This is a genomic window from Myxococcus sp. MH1 (assembly GCF_059738865.1).
Genome location: NZ_AP026947.1, coordinates 4644192 through 4666774, shown reverse-complemented (window position 1 = coordinate 4666774; position 22583 = coordinate 4644192). Strand labels below are relative to the sequence as shown.

The following is a 22583-nucleotide window of genomic DNA, read 5'->3' as shown; positions in this document are numbered from 1 at the left end:
CGGCCACCTAGAAGCGCTTGCGCATCTCCAGGTGGTCGATGCCGCCCTCGAGGAACACGGTGCCCACCTCCGTGTAGCCGTGCTTCTTGTAGAACTCGAGCGCGTAGAGCTGCGCGTGCAGCATGATGCCCTTGACCCCGCGGCGGACCGCTTCCGCCTCCAGGGTCGTCAAAAGCAGCGAGCCCACGCGGGCCTTGCGATGCGCCTGCAGCACCGCCATGCGCCCCACCTGCCCCCAGGGGCCCTGCTCGCCCTCGGGCGCTTGAGGCAACATCACCAGCCGCCCCGTGCCGATGGCGTGGCCTCCCTGGTGGGCGATGATGTGGTACGCGTTCGCGTCCTCGGCGTCGCGCTCGATGCCCTCGGGGACGTGCTGCTCCTCGATGAACACCACCTCGCGGATGGCGAGCGCCTGCATGAGCTCCGCCTCGTCCCGGATCTGGGCGACGGTGACGGGCGCGGAAATGTCCGTGGAACTGGCCATGTCGAGGGCAAGGTACACAAAAGGCAGCGAGGTCAACAGGCGGAAAAGCACCCGGACATGTCAAGGTCCCAACCGTCCATGAGCCCCCGCCCCGTCGCCAGCCGCCTGCCGCTGGCGGGCTTCTACTTCCTCTACTTCGCCGCGGTGGGCATCGTCCTCCCGTTCCTGCCCGCCTGGTTCAAGTCGCTGTCGCTGTCCGCGACGCAGGTGGGGCTGCTCCTGTGCCTCAGCCCCTTGGCCTCCCTGCTCGTTCCGCCGATGTGGGGCCACCTCGCCGACCGCACCGGCCGTGCGTCCCGGGTCCTCACCGTGCTGGCGCTCGGCGCGGCGCTCGCCTTCGCGCTCGTGGGCCGCGCGCGGACCTTCGACACGCTCGTGCCGGCCATGGCGCTGTACGCGTGCTTCGTCTGCGCCTTCACGCCCCTCATGGACAGCCTCACCCTGCACCATGTCGCGCGCACCGGGGACAGCTTCGCGCACGTGCGGCTCTTCGGCTCCGTGGGGTTCATCACCTCGACGGTGCTCTTCGGCTGGCTCGTCACGGGCGTGAACGAGTGGGTGGTCCTGGTCCCGCTCGCGCTGCTGTCCGCGCTCGTGCCCTGGAGCTTCACCCTGCGGGACACCGCCGCGCCCAGCCGGGGCCTGAGCCCGCTGGCGGGCCTGGCGCTCCTGAGACACCCGGACCTGCGCTGGCTGCTCGCCGCCACCAGCCTGCATTGGATGGCGTGCGCGCCCTTCCACGGGACCTTCTCCATCCACGTCATGTCGCTGGGCCTGTCGCCCGCGGTGGTCGGCACGGTGGCCGGCATCGGCGTCATCGCGGAGGTGGCGGTGATGGCGTTCTACTCGCGCGTGGCCAAGGACACCGCGCCGCGCGTCGTGCTGGCCGTGGCCTTCGTCGCGAGCGCGGTGCGCTGGGGCGGCATGGCCCTGGTGTCGTCCCCCGAGGGCATGGTGCTGATAGCGCCCTTGCACGGGATGACCTTCGGTGCGTTCTACGTGGCCAGCGTGGCGTTCCTGTCGCGACGCGTGCCCCCGGAGCTGCGCGCGTCCGGGCAGGCGCTGTTCGCGGCGTTCACCTTCGGACTCGGCGGACTGGTGGGCTACCTGTCGTCGGGAGTGGGCTACGACTGGCTCGGCGGCCATCGGCTCTTCGCGGTGGCAGGCGTGGTGGAGCTGGTCGCCGCGGGCCTGGTCCTGCGGGCGTCCGCCGTGCCCGCCCCACTCTCCACGACGAGCCCGGGATGATAGGCTGCCGGGTGATGCGTACCGCCCGACTGCTCGTCCTCGCCCTGGGGCTGCTGGCCAGCCCCGCACTCGCCCAGCCCGAGTTCTTCTTCGGCACCGGAGAGGCTCCCGTCTTCCGCGAGGAGGCCATCGACAAACGCTTCCTGCGCACGCGCCTGTTCCAGGCCCTGGACCAGGGCACCGCCGACGCCAACTGCGCGCAGGTGGTGGGCGCGTACCTGACGCTGCTCGGCGAGGTGGGCACGCAGTTCCACAAGCGCGACGAGAACTTCATGCTGGATCCGGCGCTCGTGCAGGCGCTGAACACCCAGCTGGTGACGGACCGCTTCCCGGGCAACAGCTACTTCGTCACCATGGTGCGACGGGTGCTCATCGACAAGCAGCTGCGCCCCGACTGGTTGAAGACGGCCGAGTCGCTCGTCCCCTACTACCCGGCCATCGACATGGCACGGCTGCGCTTCCTCGCCGACGGCACGAAGCCGGTGGACAGCTTCCTGCTCACGCTGCCGGTGCTGCGAGAGCGGTACAAGGAGGAGGTCCAGCGGGTGAACTCGGTGGCCGTCTCCACCGCCGAGGCCCTGTTCCGCGACAACTACCTGGACCACGAGCTGGCGTTCAGCGGCCTGGAGCTGGTGGACGTGAAGCTGGAGAAGCCCAAGAAGAAGAAGCTCAAGAAGGGCGAGGAGCCGGAGCCGGAGCGCATGGTGGCCCGCCTCATCTGGACGGAGCCCGAGCCCGCGCCGACGGCGACCTACGAGTTCCAGTTCGGCAAGCCGCGCAAGCGCGAGCGCGTGGAGGTCGTCGCCATCCTCCAGGACAAGCAGTACGTGGACCTCAACAAGCTGCTCAAGGGCAACACCGTCCTCGTGAGGGGTCGCTTCTGGGAGTACAAGAAGGGCCTGTCGTCCATCGAGCTGCGCGACGCGCTCCTCTTCCAGGAGCGGGACTGGGCGCGCATCGGCGGGCTCGTGGAGCCCATGGCGCTGGCCTCCTGTCCCCTGGCCGTCAACGACCTGACCGGCATCGCACCGGTGCAGCCCGGAGCGTTCGGCTCGAAGCCGCGCTGAAGGCCCATCCCACGCCAGAGCCTGGACCTCCATCGGCTGGGACGGTGACGCCACCGTCCCATGGGGGGAGCCTCCTGGCATGACCGCTGCTTCGTGTCGCCCCCGCACGCCAGCGAGGGATGACATGAAGGTCGACACCGACGCCTCCACCGACAGCGGTACCTCCACCCGACGGCCCGCCGACGGCGAGCGCTTCCAGCGAGCCCTCCAGGAGTCCGCTTCCCGCCGCCCCTCGCCCCCCCCGCCCCGGCCCGCGCCCGGCGAGCCCAGGGCCTCTCCAGGCGTGAAGGCGCGTCCGCCGAGCCTCCCGCTCGGAGCCCGGAGCCTCGCCACCGTCCGGACCACCACCACCGTGCTCTCGACCTCCCGCGGGGTGCTGGCCAGTCCCGAGCGGCTGGGCATGGCCCGACAGGCGATGCACGTCGAGTCCCACCGGCTGGGTGCGGTGCGGAGTGAAGCGCAGGTCCTGAATCAGGAGCGGACCGAGCAGCGCCTCACGGAGCTCGTCGTCCGGGAGGTCTCCCGTCAGGCGGCGCAGCTCCCCACGACGCGCGGGTCGAGCACGCCCAGGACCGAGCCCGTCCCCGTGGACAACCCACGGCTGGTCCCTCCCCAGGAGGGCCCGCTTCCGGAGGCGCGGCAGTTGGCCCCGGCGTCGACGGGAGCAAGCCCACCCGAGCCACCGAGCCGCGTGGAGTCGACCCTGGAGGTCATCGAGCGCATCGAGGTGCTGGTGAAGTCACAGCGCCCCGCGCTGAGCCTCAGCGTCCGAGGCAGCCTGCACGCCACGGTGGAGGTGGAGCGGACGGGTCCCCGTGAAGTCTCGCTGCGCATCCAGGGCCACCAGGGGCCCGTCCCCGACACGGAGCTCACCCGACTGCGCGAGGCCCTGGAGGCACGCGGGCTCCGGCTGCGTTCGCTGAGCGCGGGCTGAATGAGGCGCCCCGCAATGGCGAAGGCCCTCGCGCCGGAAACAAGCGGGAGGGCCTTCTCGAGACTCACGGGCGCGACAGGCGCCAGCGGACTACTTGCCGGGCGCGTCACTCAGGAGGGAGCGCTTGTCCTCCTTGTCCTTGTACTCCTCGGCCTCGGGGAGGGACGTCTTCTTCTCCGCGATGTTGGGCCACTTGGACGAGAAGTCCGCGTTCAGCGCCTTGTAGTCCTTCCACTTCGCGGGGAGCTCGGTCTCCGGGAAGATGGCCTTGGTGGGGCACACGGGCTCGCACGCGCCACAGTCGATGCACTCGTCCGGGTGGATGACCAGGAAGTTCGCACCCTCGTAGAAACAGTTGACCGGGCAGACCTCGACACAGTCTGTGTACTTGCACTTGATGCAAGGGTCCGCGACGACGTAGGCCATGAAAGCTCTCCTCTAGAAATCTTCAGCGCGTCCGTGGGCGCGCAGACTAATGGTTCGTTACAGGGATGGCACCCTGAATTTGTGCCATCGGTCCGACGCGCGGCGGTGTCAGCCGAGCAACCCCTGGGCCCGCAGCTGCTCGGCCACCAGGATGGACCCACGCGCCGCTCCCATCTTCGTATTGTGGGAGACGAGCACGTACTTGAAGCCGTTCTCCAGGACACCATCCTCGCGCACGCGGCCGACGGTGGTGGCCATGCCTCCATGGGTCTCCCGGTCCAACCGGGGCTGAGGACGGAACGGGTCGTCCAGCACCTCGATCCACCGGGGCGGCGAGGACGGCAGGTCACGGGCCACTTCGGCGCCGCGCCACTCGCGCATCGCCTGGGTGACTTCAGCCACCGTGGCCTTGGTGCCCAGCGAGACGAAGACGGACTCGGTGTGGCCCTCCATCACGGCCACGCGGGTGCAGGTGCAGGAGACCCGGAGGTCGTGGGGCGTGAGGGCGGAGCCGTCCTGGCCCAACGCGCCGAGGATCTTCTTCGTCTCCACCTCGACCTTGTGCTCCTCCTTGGGGATGTAGGGGATGACGTTGTCGAGGATGTCCATGCCGATGACGCCCGGCGAGCGGCCGGCGCCGGACATGGCCTGCAGGCTGGTCATCAGCACGGCCTTCACACCGAAGCGCTCGACGAGCGGCGCGAGCGTCACGGCCAGGCCCGTCGTCGTGCAGTTGGGGCTGGGGACGATGAAGCCCTTCCAGCCGCGGCGGCGCTGCTGCTCGCGCACGAGCGGCGCGTGCGAGGCGTTGACGGGCGGGATGAGCAGCGGGACGTCGTCCTCGTAGCGGAAGGCGCTCGCGGCGGAGAAGACGGGGATGTCCCGGGCCAGCCGGGGCTCGAGCTCACGCGCGACGTCCGCCTCCACGGCGGAGAAGACCAGGTCGTAGTCCTGGGCCTGGAGCGCGTCGCCGCTGACCACCTGCATGCGGGCGATTTCAGGCGAGAGCGGCTCGGAGACGAACCACGCCGTCATGCCGTTGGCCGTGCGCAGGGCGTCCCCGTAGGATTTGCCCGCCGAGCGAGGCGACGCGGCCAGGCCGGTCAGCTCGATGAAGGGGTGGTTCCTGAGGGCGGCGATGAACTGCTGCCCCGCGAGTCCGGTGGCGCCGATGAGGGCGGCACGAAGCTTGGCCATGGGAACGGTTCTCCAAGGGAGGAAGTCCGCCGCTCCATACACCCTTTGACGACGCACCGCACCCAGGAGAAACCTAGCGATGCAGACCCGCCACCTGGGCACGGACGTGCCGCTCGGTGGGATAGCCCCCGCGAATCCAGGCGGGGAGGCCTCCGTCGAGGCAGACGGCCTTGCGCCCGTGCATGCGCAGCAGGCGACAGACGCGGCGCACATCCGAGCCGTCCGGCGCGCCGCCACAGAGGACGATGAGCTCGTCATCGGGCAGCATCCGGTGGTCCCGGGCCACTTCCGTGGGCAACATCCTCAGGGCACCGGGGATGTGCAAGTCGTGGTGCTCCCAGTCGAAGGGGGCCCGGCAGTCGATGACGAGCAGTTCGTCATCTCCCAGGCGCAGGTACAGCTCGGTACACAGGATGGTGGGCTCCACCAACACCTCCGCGGGGGCTCTCCAGGCTCAACCCGGGGCCCCCGGGGCCTCTTCCGTCCCGCCTGGTCGCCTGCCCCTCCCCCATGTCCCGGACGGCCTACAGGCCGAGCTGCTTGGCGATGATTTCGTTCATCACCTCGCTGGCGCCACCGCCGATGGGCCCCAGGCGGGCGTCGCGCCAGTGACGCTGGATGTCGTACTCCATCATGTAGCCGGCGCCGCCGTGGAGCTGCAGGCACTCGTCCGCGACGCGGCACGCCGTCTCGGTGGCCACCTTCTTGGCCATGGAGGTCTGGGCGACGGCCCACTCCCCCGCCGCGTGCAGCCGGAGCGCGTGGTAGGTGAGCTGGCGCGCGCACTCGCGGGCGGTGAACAGGTCCGCCAGCTTGTGCCGCACCACCTGCATCTGGCTGAGCGACTGGCCGAAGGCGCGGCGCGACTTCACGTGCTCGACGACGCGCTCCAGCATGTCCTCCATGGCGCCCACCGCGCCCAGCGCGAGCGACAGGCGCTCCCACTGGAAGTTGCCCATGATCTGCGAGAAGCCCTGGTCCTCCACCCCCAGCAGGTTCTCCGCGGGGATCCGGCAGTCCTCGAAGAACAGCTCGGCGGTGTCCGAGGCGCGCCAGCCCAGCTTCTTGAGCTTGCGGCTCACCGTGAAGCCAGGCGTGTCCTTCTCCACCACCAGCATGGACAGGCCCTTGTGGCCCCTGGAGGGGTCCGTCTTCACGGCCAGGACGATGAAGTCCGCGCGCACGCCGTTGGTGATGTACGTCTTGGAGCCGTTGACGACGTAGTGCGCCCCGTCACGACGCGCGGTGGTGCGCAGCCCCGCGACGTCCGAGCCGGCGTCCGGCTCCGTGATTCCGAGCGCGCCGATCTTCTCGCCGCGAATCGCGGGGGCGAGCCACCGGCGCTTCTGCGCGTCCGTGCCGAACAGGTGCAGCGGTCCGGTGGAGATGGTGAACTGGGCGCCCAGGCCCGCGGACACCCCACCCGAGCCGCAGCGGCCCAGCTCCTCCAGGAGCACCGCCTCGTAGAGCACGCCGGCGTCCGTGCCGCCGTACGCCTCCGGGTACTTCAGGCCCAGGAAGCCCAGCTCGCCGAAGCGCGCGAAGAGCTCCCGGGGGAACTCCTCCGCCTCCTCCCAGCGCGCCACGTGAGGGAGGATCTCCTTCTCCACCACCGCCCTCACCGTACGGCGAAAGGCCTCGTGCTCCTCCTGGTACACCCCATGCCCATGCAGCATCACGCGACTCCTCGGTCGTCTCGAGCACGCGACGTCCACCCGAGGCGGACATCACCGTTTCCGCGCGAATCGTACCGTCACGTCAGGACCCGGGGGCCGGTTCCGTTGATTCCTTGACCGGGTGGTGGCTGGCTGCGTATAAACCCGGCCCCAAGCCGTCGGCGCCATAGCCAAGTGGTAAGGCAAAGGTCTGCAAAACCTTCATTCCCCGGTTCGAATCCGGGTGGCGCCTCATAGACAAGGCCCGATGCGGAGAGTCGCTCCGCATCGGGCCTTTTCATTTTCGGGCGTCAGGTGCGCCCTCCCCCGCGGAGCAGGCCGTCGGCCGGGTCAGCAGCCCATCTCGACGGCGCCGATGTCGGGGGCGCCGCCGCAGAACGGCAGGCCCACGTCGACGCCCCGGTCCACGGCCTGGGGACCGGGACCGAAGGCCTCGCCCAGGTCGGCGGAGCCGCTGGAGGACGACGCGTCCCCGGTGGTGGCGAGGAACTGCTCGGTCCCCACCATGGCGCCCTGGCTCTTGAACTGGCCGCTGGCCGCGAAGAGGTTGTTGCCCAGCTTCAGGCCCGGCGCCTGACCGCCCAGGTCCACGGCGACGGAGCCATCCAGGATGTTGTTCTGCACCACCGCGGACTGGGTGGGGCCGCCGGTGCCGTGGCCGATGATGAGGCCGGTCGTCGTGCCGGTGACGGTGTTGTTCACCACCACGGTGCCCTGGGAGTTCTCCAGGCGGATGCCGGTGCCCTCGCCGCCGTTGGCGTTGGAGATGCCGTGCACGCGGTTGCGGCGCACGACGATGCCGGAGGGCACGGGGCCCTCGTGGTTGCCACCCACGGAGATGCCCTTGGCGCCGTCGTAGATTTCATTGTCCTCCACCAGCACGTTGCTCGCGGAGTAGTGGATGACGACGACGTCCCCCTTCGCGGTGCTCGAGGGGCGGAACTGGTGCATGCGGTTGTTGCGGATGACCACGCCGTAGCAGGTCTTGATGTCCACCGCGTTCTCACGGTTGGCGTAGAAGTGGTTGTTCTCCACGACGAGGCCATCCGCGGGCGGCAGCGAGCTGAAGCCCTCCGGCCCCAGGCACTGCACGGAGTCGCCCGAGTTCGAGTGGATGTCGTTGTTGCGCACGGTGATGTCCTTGGACGTGGGCTGCACGACGACGCCGTGCGAGTCCTGGTTGCCCGTCGTCTTCAGGAAGTCGTGGATGTGGTTGTTCTCGATGATGGCGCCCGTGGCCTTGTTGAAGGTCGTCACGGCCGCGCCGCCGCCGCCGTGGTGCAGGTGGGAGTTCACCAGCATGGAGCCGGTGACGTCGCCCTCGAAGGTGACACCGAAGATGGGCTGGCGCTGCACGTCCAGCTCGAACCCGTCGATGACCCAGTGCGGCTGACGCACCTGCACCATGCCGCCGCTGCCGGGGCCCGGGACGATGCGCGGGCTGCCCTCGCCCTGCAGCGTGATCTTCGCGCCCTCGGTGCCCGCCTTCGCGTTGGCGCCGATGATGACGCGCTCGGCGTAGGTGCCGGCCTGCACGCGGATGACCTCACCGGGGCCCGCGAGGCTCACGGCCCTGGTGATGGTCTTCAGCGGCTGCGCGGCGCTGCCGTCCCCGTTGTCGTCGCCCGAGGGGCTCACCACCCACTCGCGGGTGAAGGACTGCGCGGACGCGGAGGCGGGCGCGAGCCCGTTCGCCTGGATGCCCGGCTGCGGCGAGGGCGTGGCGATGACGGCGTGGTCCGCATGGTCCGGCAACGCCTCCACGGGAGTCCCCGCCACGGGCTGCACGCCGATGGCCGGCAGGCTGCCCGTCGTGGGCTGCGACGCGGGCGCGCGCGTCGTGGAGACGCCGGGGATGTTCGGCGTGGGAACGAAGGCATCCAGGCCCGCTGCGTGAGCGGTCGTACCGAGCATGAGCAGGCTGGTGGCCACGGCGGCCACGGGAGTCTTCAGCTTCAGGAAGTTGCCTTTGGAAATTCGCATGAGCAGGACCAACGCGAGACGCGCCGCGTTCTATTCGCCACAGGACAAGTGGACCCGGACGGGCTCACGGGCGTCCGGTCCGTGACACGCCCCGGACTGACGGGTACGGTGTCGCCCCCCGTGCGCACCGCCGTCCCGCTCCTGCTCTCCGCCCTGCTGCTCGCCACCTGCGCGAGCCCCAAGCCGCCGTCCCGAACCACCACCCCGGTGGACGGGCGAGCGGACGAGCGCCAGGAGGTGCCCGTCGACGCGGGCACGCAGCCGCCCGTGGACGCAGGGGCCGCGGACGCGGGCGAGGAGCCCCCTGCTCCCGCGCCGCTCCCGGACGCGCTGTCGCAGGGCATCCCCGGTCCGGGAGAGCTCAAGCGCCTGGACTTCCGAGGCGGAGAGCCCCGGCTGCCCATCCGCCTCATGGAGGGCCGGCGCGAGGCGACGTTCTCGCCCCGAGGGCGGATGCGGATGCGCTTCGGCGGGCCGGAGGACAAGGTGCTGGACGCGGCGGCGGGCACGCGGTGGACGGTGCGCGTGACGCAGGCGGAGGCCGCGGTGCTGTCCGCGCGGGTGCAGCTGAGCGAGCACCGCTTCGCGGACAAGGAGGGTCTGGCCGCGGCGCAGGAGGAGTGGAAGGCGCGAGGCCTCGCGGTGCGCACGCACGTGCTGGGCGCGGTGTACGGCATCGCGGGCAAGGTCATCGACAACCGGCGAACGCTGCTGCTCGTCGACGAGACGCTCACGCCCGAGGAGGCGGCGGCGCGACAGGCGGAGCTGTTGCGCACGTTCGGCGTGCGCACGACGCTGTTCGAGGAGGCGAAGACGCCGGGGCGCGGCATCCTCGAGGTGCGCGACGAGTCCGGCGCGGTGGTGGGGCTGGCGCAGGACCGGCTGGACACGGAGACGCCGGACGGCGCGGGCTTCGACGTGCGCCAGGTGGAGTTCGGCGTGGGCTACGACTTCCACGGCTTCGAGGACCGCACGTTCCGGGGCTCGCTCCAGTTCGCCGTGGACCGCGCGGGCCTGCTCGCGGTGGTCAACGTGGTGCCCCTGGAGGACCTGCTCAAGGGCCTGGTGCCGGCGGAGATCTTCGCGCGCGCCCACTCGGAGGCGCTCAAGGCCCAGGCCGTCACCGCGCGCGGCGAGGTGCTCGCGAAGGTGGGCATCAAGCACCTGGCGGACCCGTACCTGCTCTGCTCGGAGCAGCACTGCGCGGTGTACCGGGGACGCACGGGCGAGGCTGTGAGCACCACCGCCGCGGTGGAGGCCACCCGGGGCGAGGCGCTCTTCAGCGCGGAGGGGCGGCTGGTGGACTCCGTCTACAGCGCGGTGTGCGGCGGCCACACGGAGGACAACGACATCGTCTGGGGCGGCCCTCCGGACCCGAGTCTCCGGGGACGTCCGGACATCCTCGTGCCGGTGGCCTCGGGCCCCTCCCCGTCCCGGCTGTCCGCGTGGCTGGCCACGTCGGAGGTCGGGGCCGCCTGCCGGCTCTCCAGCTTCGCGCAGCCGAGCAAGTTCCGCTGGGAGAAGCGCTTCACGGCGGCCCAGGTGGACGCGCTGGTGGCCCGGCTGGGCGTGGGCCGCGTGCAGGCGATGGAGCTGACCGAGCGGGGCGTGTCCGGCCGGGCGCGGGTGCTGACGCTGTCCGGGGACAAGGGGGCCACGCAGGTGCGTGGAGAGCTGAACATCCGCAGGCTCTTCGGGATGCTCAACAGCAGCATGGCCCTGGTGGACGCCGAGCGGGACGCCGAGGGCCGGCCCACCCACTGGCTTTTCCGTGGCGGCGGCTGGGGCCACGGAGTAGGGATGTGTCAGACTGGCGCCATCGGCCGAGCCGAGGCCGGACATCGCTACCAGGACATCCTCCGCCACTACTTCAATGGTGCTGAAGTCGCCCCCATCTACTGAGCTCGAAAAAGGGGCGCGCGCGGGGAACCGTGCACGTTTCGCGAATGTCCCTCCCAGTCCACCTGTTCTGCCGCGAACGGGACGGGACTAGGCAGCGGGCCCGGAGGTTTATCATCGCGCCGTGAGCACGGGTTCTTCTCCCACAGACTGGCGCCGCAAGCGGCGGCGAGGCTCTCCGTGGCGCTTGGTCGCCGCGGTGGTGCTCGCCCTGCTGGTGCACGGCGGCTACCTGGCCGTCGTCCTGTTCACCGGGACACTCCCGGTGACGCCCCGTGAGCGCAAGGCCGTCACCCGCCCTCCCACCTCCGTGGCCGTCCGGCCGATGACGGAATCCCAGTGGGCGAAGAACCGGGGCCAGGCGAACACCAAGACGCAGCCCAACCTGTCCAGCCGGCCGCGCGTCGAGGAGAAGAAGCCCGAGGAGAAGAAGCCGGAGACGCGCCCCCAGGGACAGGTGGTGGACCTGGCGCCGGGCAACGAGCAGGAGGCCCCGGACGCCAAGTACCTGGCCGAGCACAACAACCGCGTCGACAAGGAGACGCGGGCCCGCGAGCAGACGCCCTTCTACCGCAACGCCATGCCCCAGCGCACCGCCCCCCAGAAGCAGGACGGCGCGGACGTGGAGCCCACGGCGCCGCGCATCGCCGGCAACAACGGCATGGGCAACGATGATCGGCCCCTGGCCGAGGGCGGACAGAAGTTCGCGTTCGAGATCCCCGACATCCACAAGAAGAACGAGGTGAAGGTGAAGTCGGACCCCACCTCGCCGGGTGGCGTCGCGGTGAACAACCAGACCGAGAGCGACGAGCTGACGGGCAACTCGAAGCGGCTGCGCATCCAGCCCGGCACGGGCGGGGAGGAGGAAGGCTCCGCGGGGCGCGTGGGCTCGCCGGGAATCGCCGCGCTGATGCCGTCGCGCACGGCCATGGACAAGGTGCTGGGCGCCGCGCCCAATGACCACCTGAAGGACGTGGACGAGGGCGACGGCACCCTGCTCAACTCGCGCGAGTGGAAGTACGCCAGCTTCTTCAACCGCGTGAAGCAGAGCGTGGGCATGCACTGGAACCCGAACGAGTCGCTGCGCCGCAGGGACCCGACGGGCCGCACGTACTCCGGTCGCGACAGGCACACGCTGTTGGAGATCACCCTCGACGAGAAGGGCCGCATCACCGACATCCAGGTGGAGAAGAGCAGCGGCCTGGACTTCCTGGACATGGAGGCGGTGTCCTCGTTCCAGCGCGCGCAGCCCTTCCCCAACCCGCCGCCAGGCCTGTTGGGTGACGACTCCCGGGTGCGCTTCTCCTTCGGGTTCTTCCTGGAGATGGGCGGCGGGCCCCGCATGCGGTTGTTCCGCCAACCCAACTGACGTCGCGCGGAACACGCGGCAGGTCCTCGCGCCCGAGCGCGGTTCTGGTTACGGTGCCGCGCCGTGGACACGACCCTCGCCGACCGGAGCGCCGCGCTCCAGCAACGCAGCCAGCGCATCCGCACGGTGCTGCTCGCCATCCTCGCGGCCAACTGGGTGGTGGCGGGCGCGAAGCTCGTCTTCGGCCTGCTGAGCCAGTCCGCCGCGGTGACGGCCGACGGCCTGCACTCCTTCATCGACGGCGGCTCCAACGTGCTGGGGCTGGTCGCCATGGGCGTGGCCTCGCGGCCCGCGGACGCGGACCATCCCTACGGACACGGCAAGTTCGAGGCGCTCGCGTCGCTGGGCATCGGCGCGATGATTGGCATCGGCATGTTGGAGCTGGGGCGCATGGCGCTCGACTCGCTCCTGCATGACGTGCACGCGCAGGTGACGCCCGCCATGGCGGTGGTGATGGGGCTGACGCTCGTGGTCAACATCACGGTGACGCGCGTGGAGAGCCACTACGGGCGCAAGTACCAGAGCAGCCTGTTGATGGCGGACGCGAGCCACACGATGTCCGACGTCTACGTCTCGCTGGCGGTGCTCGCGTCGCTGGGGCTGGTGGCGCTGGGCTACCCGAAGGCGGACGGCATCATCGCGCTGGGCGTCATGGTCTTCGTCGCGTGGGTGGCCTACGGCATCGTCCGGCAGGCGGTGGGCATCCTCTCCGACACGGCGCGGTTGGACCCCGCGCAGGTGGCGCAGCACACCATGGGCGTGGCGGGCGTGCGCAGCTGCCGCGACGTGCGCAGCCGGGGCATGGAGGAGAGCGTCTACGTCGACCTGAAGATCGAGGTCGACCCGAACCTCACCACCGCCCAGGCCCACGAGGTGGCGGACCGCGTGGAGCGCACGCTGCACACCGCGTATCCCCAGGTGGTGGACGTGGTGGTGCACGTGGAGCCCGAGCACGACGGCGCCTCGGCACACGCGCGGGCCCCGGCCACCGAGTCCCACTGAAGCCAGTCCCCACAACGACGAGGGCCGCCTCCCGCTGAGGGAGACGGCCCTTCGGTGTCACGCTCGAGCCCCGCGGGCCCGCGTCAGGCGACGGCGGGCTTGGGCTCCGGCGTCATGTAGTCCTCGATGGGCGGGCACGAGCACACGAGCTTGCGGTCCCCGAGCACGTTGTTGAGGCGGCCCACGGACGGCCAGAACTTGTTCTCGCGCACCCACGCCGCCGGGAACACGGCGAGCTCGCGCGAGTACGGACGGTTCCACTCCGGCCCGGTGATGACGCGAGCGGTGTGGGGCGCGTTCTTCAGGACGTTGTTGTCCTTGGGCATGCGCCCCTCCTCCACGTCGCGAATCTCCTGGCGGATGGCGATCATCGCGTCGCAGAAGCGGTCCAGCTCCGCGCGGGACTCGCTCTCCGTCGGTTCGATCATCAGCGTGCCGGCCACGGGGAAGGACACCGTCGGCGCGTGGAAGCCGTAGTCCATCAACCGCTTGGCCACGTCCTCCACCTCGACGCCGGAGGTCTTCTTCAGCGGGCGCAGGTCGACGATGCACTCGTGCGCCACCCTGCCCCGCTTGCCGCGGTACAGCACCGGGAAGTGCGGCTGGAGCCGCTCGGCGATGTAGTTGGCGTTGAGGATGGCCAGCTTCGTGGCGCGGGTGAGGCCCTCGCCGCCCATCATCGAGATGTAGACCCAGGAGATGAGCAGGATGCTCGCGCTACCCCACGGGGCCGCGGAGATGGCGCCGATGCCGTCCGAGCCGCCCGTCTGGATGACCGGGTGCCCCGGCAGGTGCTTCACCAGGTGGCTGGCCACGCAGATGGGCCCCATGCCCGGGCCGCCGCCGCCGTGCGGGATGCAGAACGTCTTGTGCAGGTTGATGTGGCAGACGTCCGCACCGACGAGGCCCGGCGCGGTGAGCCCCACCTGCGCGTTGAGGTTGGCGCCGTCCATGTAAACCTGGCCGCCGCGCTCGTGGATGATGGAGCAGATCTCCTTGATCTCCTCCTCGAACACGCCGTGCGTGGACGGGTACGTCACCATCAGCGCCGCCAGCTTGTCCTTGTGCTCCTCGGCGCGGGCGCGCAGGTCCGCCACGTCGATGTTGCCGTTCTCATCGCACTTCGTGACGACGACCTTGTAGCCGGCCATGACGGCGGAGGCTGGGTTGGTGCCGTGCGCGGAGGACGGGATGAGGCACACGTCGCGGTGCCCCTGGCCCCGGCCCTGGTGGTACGCGCGGATGACCAAGAGGCCCGCGTACTCGCCCTGGCTGCCGGCGTTGGGCTGCAGCGAGCAGCCCGCGAAGCCGGTGATGGCGGAGAGCATCTGCTCCAGCTGCTCGAAGATGACCTTGTAGCCGGCCGCCTGCGAGGTGGGCGCGAACGGGTGCAGCCGGCCGAACTGCGGCCACGTCACCGGAATCATCTCCGCGGTGGCGTTGAGCTTCATGGTGCAGCTGCCCAGCGGAATCATCGAGTGCGTCAAGGACAGGTCCTTGGCCTCGAGCCGCCGGATGTAGCGCAGCATCTCCGTCTCGGAGTGGTAGCTGTTGAAGACGCCGTGCGTGAGGAACTCGCTCCGGCGGCGCAGCTCCGGGGAGATGGAGCTCTCCACGTTGGCGCCCACGTCGTCCAGCGACGGCACCTGGGAGGCCTTGCCCGCGCCGGTGGCGAAGGCGGTGAGGATGGCCTCCACGTCGGACGCGCGCGTCGTCTCGTCCAGGGCCACGCCCAGGGTCTTCTCGTCGATGCGGCGGAAGTTCATCCGCGCGGACTCCGCCGCCGCCAGCACCGCGCGCACCTGCGGCGCCGTCAGCTCCACGCACAGCGTGTCGAAGTACTGCTCGTGCCGCGTCTTCAGGCCCAGCTTCGCCAGGCCCCGCGCCAGCACCACCGTCAGCCCGTGCACGCGCTCGGCGATGGCCTTGAGCCCCTTGGGCCCGTGGTAGACGGCGTACATGCTGGCGATGACGGCCAGCAGCACCTGCGCGGTGCAGATGTTGCTCGTCGCCTTCTCGCGGCGGATGTGCTGCTCGCGCGTCTGCAGCGCCATGCGCAGCGCGCGCCGGCCCTGCGCGTCCTCGGACACGCCGATGAGCCGGCCCGGCATCACGCGGGTGTACGCGTTCTTCGTCGCGAAGTAGCCCGCGTGCGGACCGCCGTACCCCATGGGCACGCCGAAGCGCTGCGCGCTGCCCACCGCCACGTCCGCGCCGAACTCGCCCGGGGGCGTCAACAACGTGAGGCTCAGCAGGTCCGCGGCGACGATGAGCAGGCCGCCCGCGGCGTGAACCTTCTCGCCGAACGCGCGGTAGTCCACCACCGCGCCGTCCGTGGCCGGGTACTGCACCAGCGCGCCCACGTACTTCTTCGCCGTCAGGTCCACCGTGCGGTGGTCACCGACGACGATTTCGACGCCCAGCGGCTCGGCGCGGGTGCGCACCACGTCCACCGTCTGCGGGTGGCACGCCTCGGAGATGAAGAAGGCGACGCCCGCGTCCTCCCCCTTGACGTGCAGGGCCAGCGACATGGCCTCGGCGGCGGCGGTGCCCTCGTCAAGCAGCGACGCGTTGGCGACCTCCAGCCCCGTCAGGTCCATCACCACCGTCTGGAAGTTGAGCAGCGCCTCCAGCCGACCCTGGGCGATCTCCGCCTGGTAGGGCGTGTACTGCGTGTACCAGCCCGGGTTCTGGAAGATGTTGCGCAGGATGACGTTGGGCGTGTGCGTGTCGTGGTAGCCCATGCCGATGTAGGACCGGAACACCTGGTTCTTCGCGGCGATGGTCTCCAGCTGCGCGAGCAGCTCGTGCTCTCCGCGCGCCTGCCCCAGCCGCAGCGGCTCCTTGGAGCGGATGGCCGGGGGCACGGTCTGGTCGATGAAGGCATCGAGCGAGTCCACGCCCAGCGCGGACAGCATCTGCTTCAGCTCCTGCTCATCCGGACCGATGTGCCGGCCGGCGAACGACTCCTGGTACTTCCAGTTCAGGGACATGGCGGTGGTGACTCGCTGGCGACTCGAAGACATCCGAGTCGGAAAATTCGAGGACCGTCACTAACAACGGCCGCTCGGCGTTTCCCTCTCAGGCGTTCTTGAGCAGCTCGGCGTAGGCGGCGGCGTCCAGCAGCTCGCCCAGCTGGCTGCTGTCCGAGAGCTCGAGCTCGATGATCCACCCGTCACCGTAGGGGTCCTCGTTGAGCGTCTCGGGGCTCGCGGTGAGCTCCTCGTTCACCTTGGTGATGGTGCCGGACAAGGGGCTGAACAGCTCGGAGACGGCCTTCACGGACTCGACGGTGCCGAAGGGCTTGCCCTTCTCCAGCTTGGCGCCCGACTTGGGCAGCTCCACGTAGACGACGTCACCCAGGGTGCTCTGGGCGTGGTGGGTGATGCCCACCACCACCTTGTTGCCCTCGATACGGGCCCACTCGTGCTCTGCGGTGTACTTCAGGTCGCCGGGAATGTTCGCGTCGGACATGGGGTGCTCCTGCCAGGGGGCGGGAAGGGTTCAGGACTTCTTGAGGAAGGGCGTCTTGACGACGACGGCGGGCACGGCGCGGCCGCGGATCTCCACGTCGAACGTGGAGCCTTCGGCGGACAGCTCCGTGGGGACGTAGCCGATGCCGATGGGCTTCTTCACCGTGGGGCCCATGGTGCCGCTGGTGGTCTCGCCCACCAGGGTGCCGTCCTTCTTGATGGGGTAGCCGTGGCGGGGGATGCCGGCGCCGGTCAGCTCGAAGCCCACCAGCTTGCGCTTCACGCCCGCGGCCTTCTGGGCCACCAGCGCGTCCTTGCCGATGAAGCCGCCCGCCTTGTCCAGCTTGACGATCCACCCCAGGCCCGCCTCCAGCGCGGTGTGGGCATCGTCGATGTCGTTGCCGTAGAGCGCGTACTTCATCTCCGTGCGCAGGCTGTCGCGCGCGCCCAGGCCGCAGGGCTTGACGCCGTCCTGCTGGCCTTCCGTGAGCAGCGCGCTCCACAGGGCCGCCGCGTCACCCGGAGCGCAGTACAGCTCGAAGCCGTCCTCGCCCGTGTAGCCGGTGCGGGAGATGATGGCGGGCTTGCCAGCGACCTCGCCCTCGGCGAAGCGGTAGGTGCCCACCTTGGACACGTCCGTCTTCGTCAGCCGCTGCACCAGGCCCACCGCCTTGGGGCCCTGCACGGCGATCTGCGCGTACTCGTCGCCCCGGTCCACGGGGGTGACGCCGCGCGCGTGCGCCTTCATCCACGCGAAGTCCTTCTCGCGGTTGCTGGCGTTGACGCAGATGAGGATGCGCTCGGGGCTGAAGCGGTAGGCGACGACGTCGTCGACGAAGCCTCCCTGCTCGTTGAGCAGGCCCGCATAGACCGCCTGGCCGTCCGCGATGCGGGCGAGGTCATTGGAGATGAGGCCGTTGACCGTCTCCAGCGCGCCCGGGCCTTTGAACTCCACCTCGCCCATGTGCGACACGTCGAAGAGGCCGACGGCGTTGCGCACCGCCTCATGCTCGGCGATGACAGAGGAATACTGCACGGGCATGTCCCAGCCCGCGAAGTCGACCATCCGAGCGCCCAGCGCGCGGTGGGCCTCGTTGAGCGGCGTACGCCGGGTCATCGGCTTCTCCTGAAGGGGGGATGAAAACGGCGCGGACTATAGCCGCGCACCTTCGCCGATCAAGGCCGACGCGGAACGTCTACACTGGGTCCGACATGAAGATTCGTAATCGGTTGAATCCGTCCAACCCTTGCTTCTCCTTCGAGTTCTTCCCCCCGAAGACGGACGAGGGGGTGGCCAACCTGCTCCGGACACTGGAGGACCTGGCGCCCCTGGAGCCGGGGTTCGTGTCCGTCACGTACGGCGCTGGCGGCAGCACCCGCGACAGGACGCTGGAGCTGGTCAGCCGCATCAAGCAGCAGACGGGCATCGAGGCGATGGCCCACCTGACGTGCGTGGGGCACACCCGGGAGGAGCTGCGGGACGTGCTCCAGCGCCTGGCCGACGCGAAGCTGGACAACGTGCTGGTGCTGCGCGGGGACCCGCCCCAGGGCCAGACGACCTTCCAGCCCACCGAGGGCGGCTTCTCCTATGCGTCGGAGCTGGTGCGATTCATCCGAGAAGAGGATTTCAACTTCTGCCTGGGGGGCGCGTGCTATCCGGAGGGCCACGTGGAGACGGCCTCCCGTGACGACGACCTGCGTCATCTGAAGGCGAAGGTCGACGCGGGGCTGGACTTCGTCGTGACGCAGCTGTTCTTCGACAACGCGTTCTACTTCGACTTCGTGGAGCGGGCCCGCCGCGCGGGCATCAACATCCCCATCGTCCCCGGCATCATGCCCATCACCAACTACGAGCAGGTGCAGCGCTTCACGCGCATGTGCGGAGCCACGGTGCCCATGCGCCTGGGGCTCCAGTTGGAGCGGGTGAAGGACCAGCCGGAGGCGCTGGTGCAGCTGGGCGTGGCGCACGCGACGGTGCAGTGCATGGAGCTGCTGTCGCGCGGCGTGCCCGGCATCCACTTCTATACGCTCAACAAGTCCCCGGCGACGCGGATGATCGTGAGCGCCCTTCGAGCCCATCTATGAGCGGTCCTGGTCTCCATCTTCCCCCCGATGATCCCCGCTACAAGGTCGTGGAGATCATCCGGGCCCCGGCCTTCTTCCTGCTGTGCACCGGGGTGCTGAACGTCTTCTTCAACCTGGCGGGCTTCGTGCTGGCCGCGATGCACGTGACGTCGCCGCTGGTGCCAGCGGGCGCACCCGCGACGACGCTGGAGCTGAGCTGGTCACTGGCGCTGATGCTGGTGGTGGGCATCCTGTGCGGCGTGCTCTCCGCGTGGGGCGCGATGAGCGCGATGAACCTCAAGGGCTACGGGCTGGCCACGGTGGGCGGAATCACGGCGCTCTACATCCTGTCGCCCGCGTGTGTCGTCGGCGTGCCGGTGGCCATCTGGATGCTCTTCACGCTGCGCCGCGAGGGCGTGCGTGAGGCGTTCCGGAGCTGACGGACGGCGCGCGCAAGGGGCACGGAGGAGCCGACAGTCATCCGGCACCCGTGGTCCGGGTGATGGGGACCGGGTGGGGCAGCACTCATTCGGAGCCCCGATGACCGGCCCATCCAGCGTGTCGGCCCGGGGTGCTGGACCGGATGCACCGTCCAGCCCAGTCCTCACGGAGCCGTCATGTCGCCGCGTCACCTGCTGTCCATCCTTCCCGCGCTGCTCGCCGCCGTCCTGCTGCACGCCGCCCCCGCCTCCGCCCAGGTCCAGCTCACGGACATCACCTGCAAGGGGACCGTGAAGCAGACGTGGACGCCGGGGTTGAAGGTGCTGCCCGCGGACGTGCGCTACACGAACGACACGGACTTCACCGAGTGCACGTCGGCGTCCACCGGCATCACCTCCGGGAGGATCCGCGTCGACGAGACGTTCAACAACAGCTGCCTGGCCAATATCGAGCGGGTCGAGGCGGTCATCGAGTGGAGCGACGGGAGCGGGTCCACCGTCTCGCTGCTGGGCATCGGCGTGAACGTCGTGGGCAACCTGCAGATCTTCACCTCGCTCGGCCGGGTGACGTCGGGTCAGTTCGAGGGCGGCCTGGTGTCCCTCACCAACGCGTTCGCCGCCAGGGACTTCCTGCCGTGCCTGACCCCCATGGGCCTGAGGGCACTGCAGGGCAGGACGGCCCTCATCATCAACACGCCGTCACTGCCGCTGCCGCTGCCCCAGCCTTGACGCGGCGGACCGCGCGAGCTTCCGCGCGGCCGATTCCCGACAGGCGCATGGGACCGAAAGGCGGACTGGTGACGCTCCCGGAGGGGCACCACTCATCCGGCGTCCCCGCACCGCCACTGGCGAGCGAGGCACGGACGGCTCACCCCGAGCCGTCCGTTTCCACGGAGCCGACCCATGCCCTCGAAACTCCTCCCCGTCCTCCTGGCCCCGCTCGTCCTCTTCACCCCACCCGCCCGGGCGCAGGTGGGCATGACGGACCTGACGTGCACCGGCGCCGCCTATCAGGCGTGGGACCCGGGCCTGCGGCTGTCGAACCGGGACGTCATCTACTCGAACGAGACGACCTACGAGCGCTGCTCCTCGAGTGATCCGCTCGTCACCTCGGGCAGGCTGGTGGCGCTGGCCCGGCACACCACCAGCTGCGCGTCCAACCTGGGCCCCCTCCAGGCCACCGTGACGTGGGACGACGGCTCCATGTCCACCCTCTCCGTCCAGGGCGCGGGCATCCACAACATCGACGGGACGCGCGCCTACGTGTCCATCGGCATGGTGACGGAGGGCCGCTTCCAGGGCGACGCGGTGGTGATGACCCACGCGCTCTCCACCATGGACCTGGCGCCATGCCTGTACTCGGGCCTCCACTCGTTGTCGGGCCCGACGACGCTGCGCCTCACCCGGCTGTTCTGAGCCGGGCCGTCACGACGGACAGGCGACACCGCTCGCAGCCTGCGTCCCGGGCAGGCTGACCGTGAAGACGCTGCCCTCCCCCTCGCGGCTCTCCACCCGGAGCGTGCCGCCGTGCTGCCGGAGGGTGGAGGACACCACCGTCAGGCCCAGGCCGGTGCCGTGCTCCTTGGTGGTGAAGAGCGGCTCGAAGATGCGCTCCAGCACGCTCGCCGGAATCCCATCCCCATTGTCGGCCACGCGGATGTGGAAGGCGCGCCCGGTGGCCATCTCCGCGGAGACCTCCACCCTGCCCTCGCGGCCTCGCGGCATGGCCTCCACCGCGTTCTGCACCAGGTTGATGAGCACCTTGCGCAAGAGCTCGCGGTCCACCCAGGGCGGCTCCAGGCCCACGGACACGTGGTTGACCACGTGCACGGCCTCGCGCGCGGGCACCAGGTCGATGACCTCCTCCACCAGCCCATGCAGCGAGCACGGCTGGAGCACCAGCGGCCTGTCACGCACCAGCTCCAGCATCTCCGACGTGAGGCTGGCGCAGACGGACAGCTCCCGCTCGATGATGCCCAGGAAGCGCTGGATCCGCTCGTCCTCCTGCGCGCCACTCACGTTGCGCAGCCGCCGCACCACCGCCGCGTTCGCCGTGCGCGCCGCGGCCAGGGGGTTTCGCAGCTCGTGGCTCACCGTCGCGGTGAGCTGCCCCACCGTCGCGAGCTTCTCCATCCGGGCCACCCGCTCCCGCGAGTCGCGCAGCTCCCGGCCACTGTTCTCCACCAGGCGCACGCGCTCCTGCCGCTCGCGCTCACACGCCCGCTCCAGCAACACCTGCCGCTCCGCGACGCGCGTCATCTCGCGCACCGCGCCCTGACACGCGAGCACCAGCACCGCATCCACCAGCCCCACCCAGAACGTCAGCTCCAGCGCGCCCCACGTCGGCCCGCCCGCGAACGCGGCCCCAGGCTCCGGCCAGCCGATGCTGCGCGCCACGTGCACCACCACCGCCGTCACCCCCGCCGTCACCAGCACGCGGGTGTCCCGGTAGAAGCTCAGGAGCGCCAGCGAGCCGAAGACATGGAAGTACGTCTCCAGCCTCCCACCCGACAGGTGCACGAGCAGCACGGACCACAGCACCTGCGACACCGCCATCACCTGCCGCGTCACCACCGCGCCCGGCCGCAGGAACGCCAGCGTCACCGGGATGATGGACAGGGGCCCGCCCAACAACACCGCCCCCCAGAAGGGCTGGGGCGACAGGTGCGGCTCCGGCCCCCAGGAGGGCATGGACGTCACCCACGCGAGGCCGAGCGCGAAGAGCCACTGGCCCACCATCAGCCCCAGGCACAGCCGGTCCGCGCGGGCCCGCACCGCGGCCAGGTACTCCGCCACCACCGCTCGCACACGCGCCGCCATCGCCCCATCGGACGACAGCGAGGCCAGCCGCCCGGACTCCGTCGTCGGCACGGTGGGACTCGAGCGGGACTCCCGCTTGCCCGCATGAGCCGACGTCGCCCGGCCCACGAGCGATTCCACTTCAAGATTGGTCGCCATCCTCAGGCTCACCCCGGCCGTACTGGCCCCTCAGGATCCGCGCCATCTTAACGCGACGCACCTATCCAGCAATACAGTTATTTCCACTTAGACCGGTTGTGGTACCGACGACATCTTCGTCGCGCTCCAGGACCAGCCGACACCCTGGCTGCAATGACAGGCATTGTACCCAGGTACAATTCCAAAGCCAGACGTCCACACATCCACACAATCCCGTTTTGAATCGAGTTGCAGGAAATCACCCGGGTCATATCATCCGCGCGTGGTGCTGGCGTAAGGACCCGGCTCGAAGCCTGTCGGAGTCAGAAGGGCGATTCCAACCCGGGCCCGAGGTCCCGCCGACGGCTGGCGTTGGTTCAGGGC

General features: G+C 70.0%; 20 protein-coding genes and 1 tRNA gene. 11 read left to right on the top strand and 10 right to left on the bottom strand.

Translation table 11 applies throughout. The annotated features are described in order from the left end of the window. Positions 1–7: 7 nt before the first annotated feature. Complete coding sequence (locus AC6JA9_RS18780; protein ID WP_141332227.1) at positions 8–484, bottom strand: GNAT family N-acetyltransferase; 477 nt, start codon at positions 482–484, stop codon at positions 8–10. Between the two features lie 78 nt (positions 485–562). Here AC6JA9_RS18780 and AC6JA9_RS18775 point away from each other — a divergent pair, with 78 nt between their 5' ends. The 3 genes from AC6JA9_RS18775 to AC6JA9_RS18765 all read left to right on the top strand — a co-directional run bounded on the left by AC6JA9_RS18775 (position 563) and on the right by AC6JA9_RS18765 (position 3733). Further along, positions 563–1732, top strand: a complete 1170-nt coding sequence (locus AC6JA9_RS18775) for an MFS transporter (RefSeq protein WP_223751725.1) — start codon at positions 563–565, stop codon at positions 1730–1732. A gap of 14 nt (positions 1733–1746) precedes the next feature. Beyond that, positions 1747–2799 carry a hypothetical protein gene (locus AC6JA9_RS18770; protein ID WP_141332229.1) on the top strand — a complete coding sequence of 351 codons (1053 nt, stop codon included), beginning with the start codon at positions 1747–1749 and terminating at the stop codon, positions 2797–2799. 124 nt (positions 2800–2923) lie between these two features. Next, on the top strand, positions 2924–3733 hold the full coding sequence (locus AC6JA9_RS18765; RefSeq protein WP_497960343.1) for a hypothetical protein: 810 nt from the start codon (positions 2924–2926) through the stop codon (positions 3731–3733). Positions 3734–3823: 90 nt separating this feature from the next. On the opposite strand, the gene fdxA is transcribed toward AC6JA9_RS18765, so the two are convergent. The 4 genes from fdxA to AC6JA9_RS18745 form a co-directional block, all read right to left on the bottom strand. Then, positions 3824–4159: a ferredoxin FdxA gene (fdxA, locus tag AC6JA9_RS18760; RefSeq protein ID WP_223751727.1), complete on the bottom strand. Its 336-nt coding sequence runs from the start codon at positions 4157–4159 to the stop codon at positions 3824–3826. Positions 4160–4267: 108 nt separating this feature from the next. Then, positions 4268–5356 (bottom strand): aspartate-semialdehyde dehydrogenase, encoded by a 1089-nt coding sequence (gene asd / locus AC6JA9_RS18755; protein ID WP_267696513.1) that lies wholly within the window; start codon positions 5354–5356, stop codon positions 4268–4270. A gap of 73 nt (positions 5357–5429) precedes the next feature. Beyond that, a complete protein-coding gene (locus AC6JA9_RS18750; RefSeq protein ID WP_223751729.1) occupies positions 5430–5783 on the bottom strand; it encodes a rhodanese-like domain-containing protein in 354 nt (117 codons plus the stop codon). Between the two features lie 97 nt (positions 5784–5880). Next, the gene (locus AC6JA9_RS18745) at positions 5881–7032 is read right to left on the bottom strand and encodes an acyl-CoA dehydrogenase family protein (RefSeq protein ID WP_267696514.1); all 1152 of its coding nucleotides are present in this window, start codon (positions 7030–7032) and stop codon (positions 5881–5883) included. A gap of 160 nt (positions 7033–7192) precedes the next feature. On the opposite strand from AC6JA9_RS18745, the gene AC6JA9_RS18740 reads away from it, so the two are divergent. Then, positions 7193–7264 (top strand) — tRNA-Cys (locus tag AC6JA9_RS18740). A gap of 98 nt (positions 7265–7362) precedes the next feature. Here the strand turns inward: AC6JA9_RS18740 and AC6JA9_RS18735 are convergent. Next, complete coding sequence (locus AC6JA9_RS18735) at positions 7363–9015, bottom strand: right-handed parallel beta-helix repeat-containing protein (RefSeq protein ID WP_267696515.1); 1653 nt, start codon at positions 9013–9015, stop codon at positions 7363–7365. A gap of 120 nt (positions 9016–9135) precedes the next feature. On the opposite strand from AC6JA9_RS18735, the gene AC6JA9_RS18730 reads away from it, so the two are divergent. The 3 genes from AC6JA9_RS18730 (at position 9136) to AC6JA9_RS18720 (ending at position 13285) form a co-directional block, all read left to right on the top strand. Continuing rightward, complete coding sequence (locus tag AC6JA9_RS18730) at positions 9136–10917, top strand: SpoIID/LytB domain-containing protein (RefSeq protein ID WP_497960342.1); 1782 nt, start codon at positions 9136–9138, stop codon at positions 10915–10917. 121 nt (positions 10918–11038) lie between these two features. Further along, positions 11039–12283 (top strand): TonB family protein, encoded by a 1245-nt coding sequence (locus tag AC6JA9_RS18725; protein ID WP_497960341.1) that lies wholly within the window; start codon positions 11039–11041, stop codon positions 12281–12283. 63 nt (positions 12284–12346) lie between these two features. After that, positions 12347–13285 (top strand): cation diffusion facilitator family transporter, encoded by a 939-nt coding sequence (locus tag AC6JA9_RS18720; protein WP_497960340.1) that lies wholly within the window; start codon positions 12347–12349, stop codon positions 13283–13285. Positions 13286–13368: 83 nt separating this feature from the next. On the opposite strand, the gene gcvP is transcribed toward AC6JA9_RS18720, so the two are convergent. The 3 genes from gcvP to gcvT all read right to left on the bottom strand — a co-directional run bounded on the left by gcvP (position 13369) and on the right by gcvT (position 17875). Then, positions 13369–16278 carry an aminomethyl-transferring glycine dehydrogenase gene (gene gcvP, locus AC6JA9_RS18715; RefSeq protein WP_223751735.1) on the bottom strand — a complete coding sequence of 970 codons (2910 nt, stop codon included), beginning with the start codon at positions 16276–16278 and terminating at the stop codon, positions 13369–13371. A gap of 88 nt (positions 16279–16366) precedes the next feature. Further along, positions 16367–16759, bottom strand: a complete 393-nt coding sequence (gene gcvH / locus AC6JA9_RS18710; RefSeq protein WP_223751736.1) for a glycine cleavage system protein GcvH — start codon at positions 16757–16759, stop codon at positions 16367–16369. A gap of 30 nt (positions 16760–16789) precedes the next feature. Beyond that, a complete protein-coding gene (gcvT, locus tag AC6JA9_RS18705) occupies positions 16790–17875 on the bottom strand; it encodes a glycine cleavage system aminomethyltransferase GcvT (protein WP_497960339.1) in 1086 nt (361 codons plus the stop codon). Between the two features lie 95 nt (positions 17876–17970). Here gcvT and metF point away from each other — a divergent pair, with 95 nt between their 5' ends. The 4 genes from metF (at position 17971) to AC6JA9_RS18685 (ending at position 20678) form a co-directional block, all read left to right on the top strand. Next, a complete protein-coding gene (gene metF, locus AC6JA9_RS18700) occupies positions 17971–18843 on the top strand; it encodes a methylenetetrahydrofolate reductase [NAD(P)H] (protein WP_223751738.1) in 873 nt (290 codons plus the stop codon). Then, the gene (locus tag AC6JA9_RS18695) at positions 18840–19262 is read left to right on the top strand and encodes a hypothetical protein (protein WP_223751739.1); all 423 of its coding nucleotides are present in this window, start codon (positions 18840–18842) and stop codon (positions 19260–19262) included. Before metF ends, AC6JA9_RS18695 begins: the two co-directional genes overlap by 4 nt. Before the next feature lie 177 nt (positions 19263–19439). Further along, positions 19440–19991, top strand: a complete 552-nt coding sequence (locus AC6JA9_RS18690; RefSeq protein ID WP_408890666.1) for a hypothetical protein — start codon at positions 19440–19442, stop codon at positions 19989–19991. Between the two features lie 174 nt (positions 19992–20165). Next, positions 20166–20678, top strand: a complete 513-nt coding sequence (locus AC6JA9_RS18685; RefSeq protein WP_223751741.1) for a hypothetical protein — start codon at positions 20166–20168, stop codon at positions 20676–20678. A gap of 9 nt (positions 20679–20687) precedes the next feature. On the opposite strand, the gene AC6JA9_RS18680 is transcribed toward AC6JA9_RS18685, so the two are convergent. Further along, positions 20688–22133: a sensor histidine kinase gene (locus AC6JA9_RS18680; protein ID WP_408890667.1), complete on the bottom strand. Its 1446-nt coding sequence runs from the start codon at positions 22131–22133 to the stop codon at positions 20688–20690. Positions 22134–22583 lie beyond the last annotated feature (450 nt).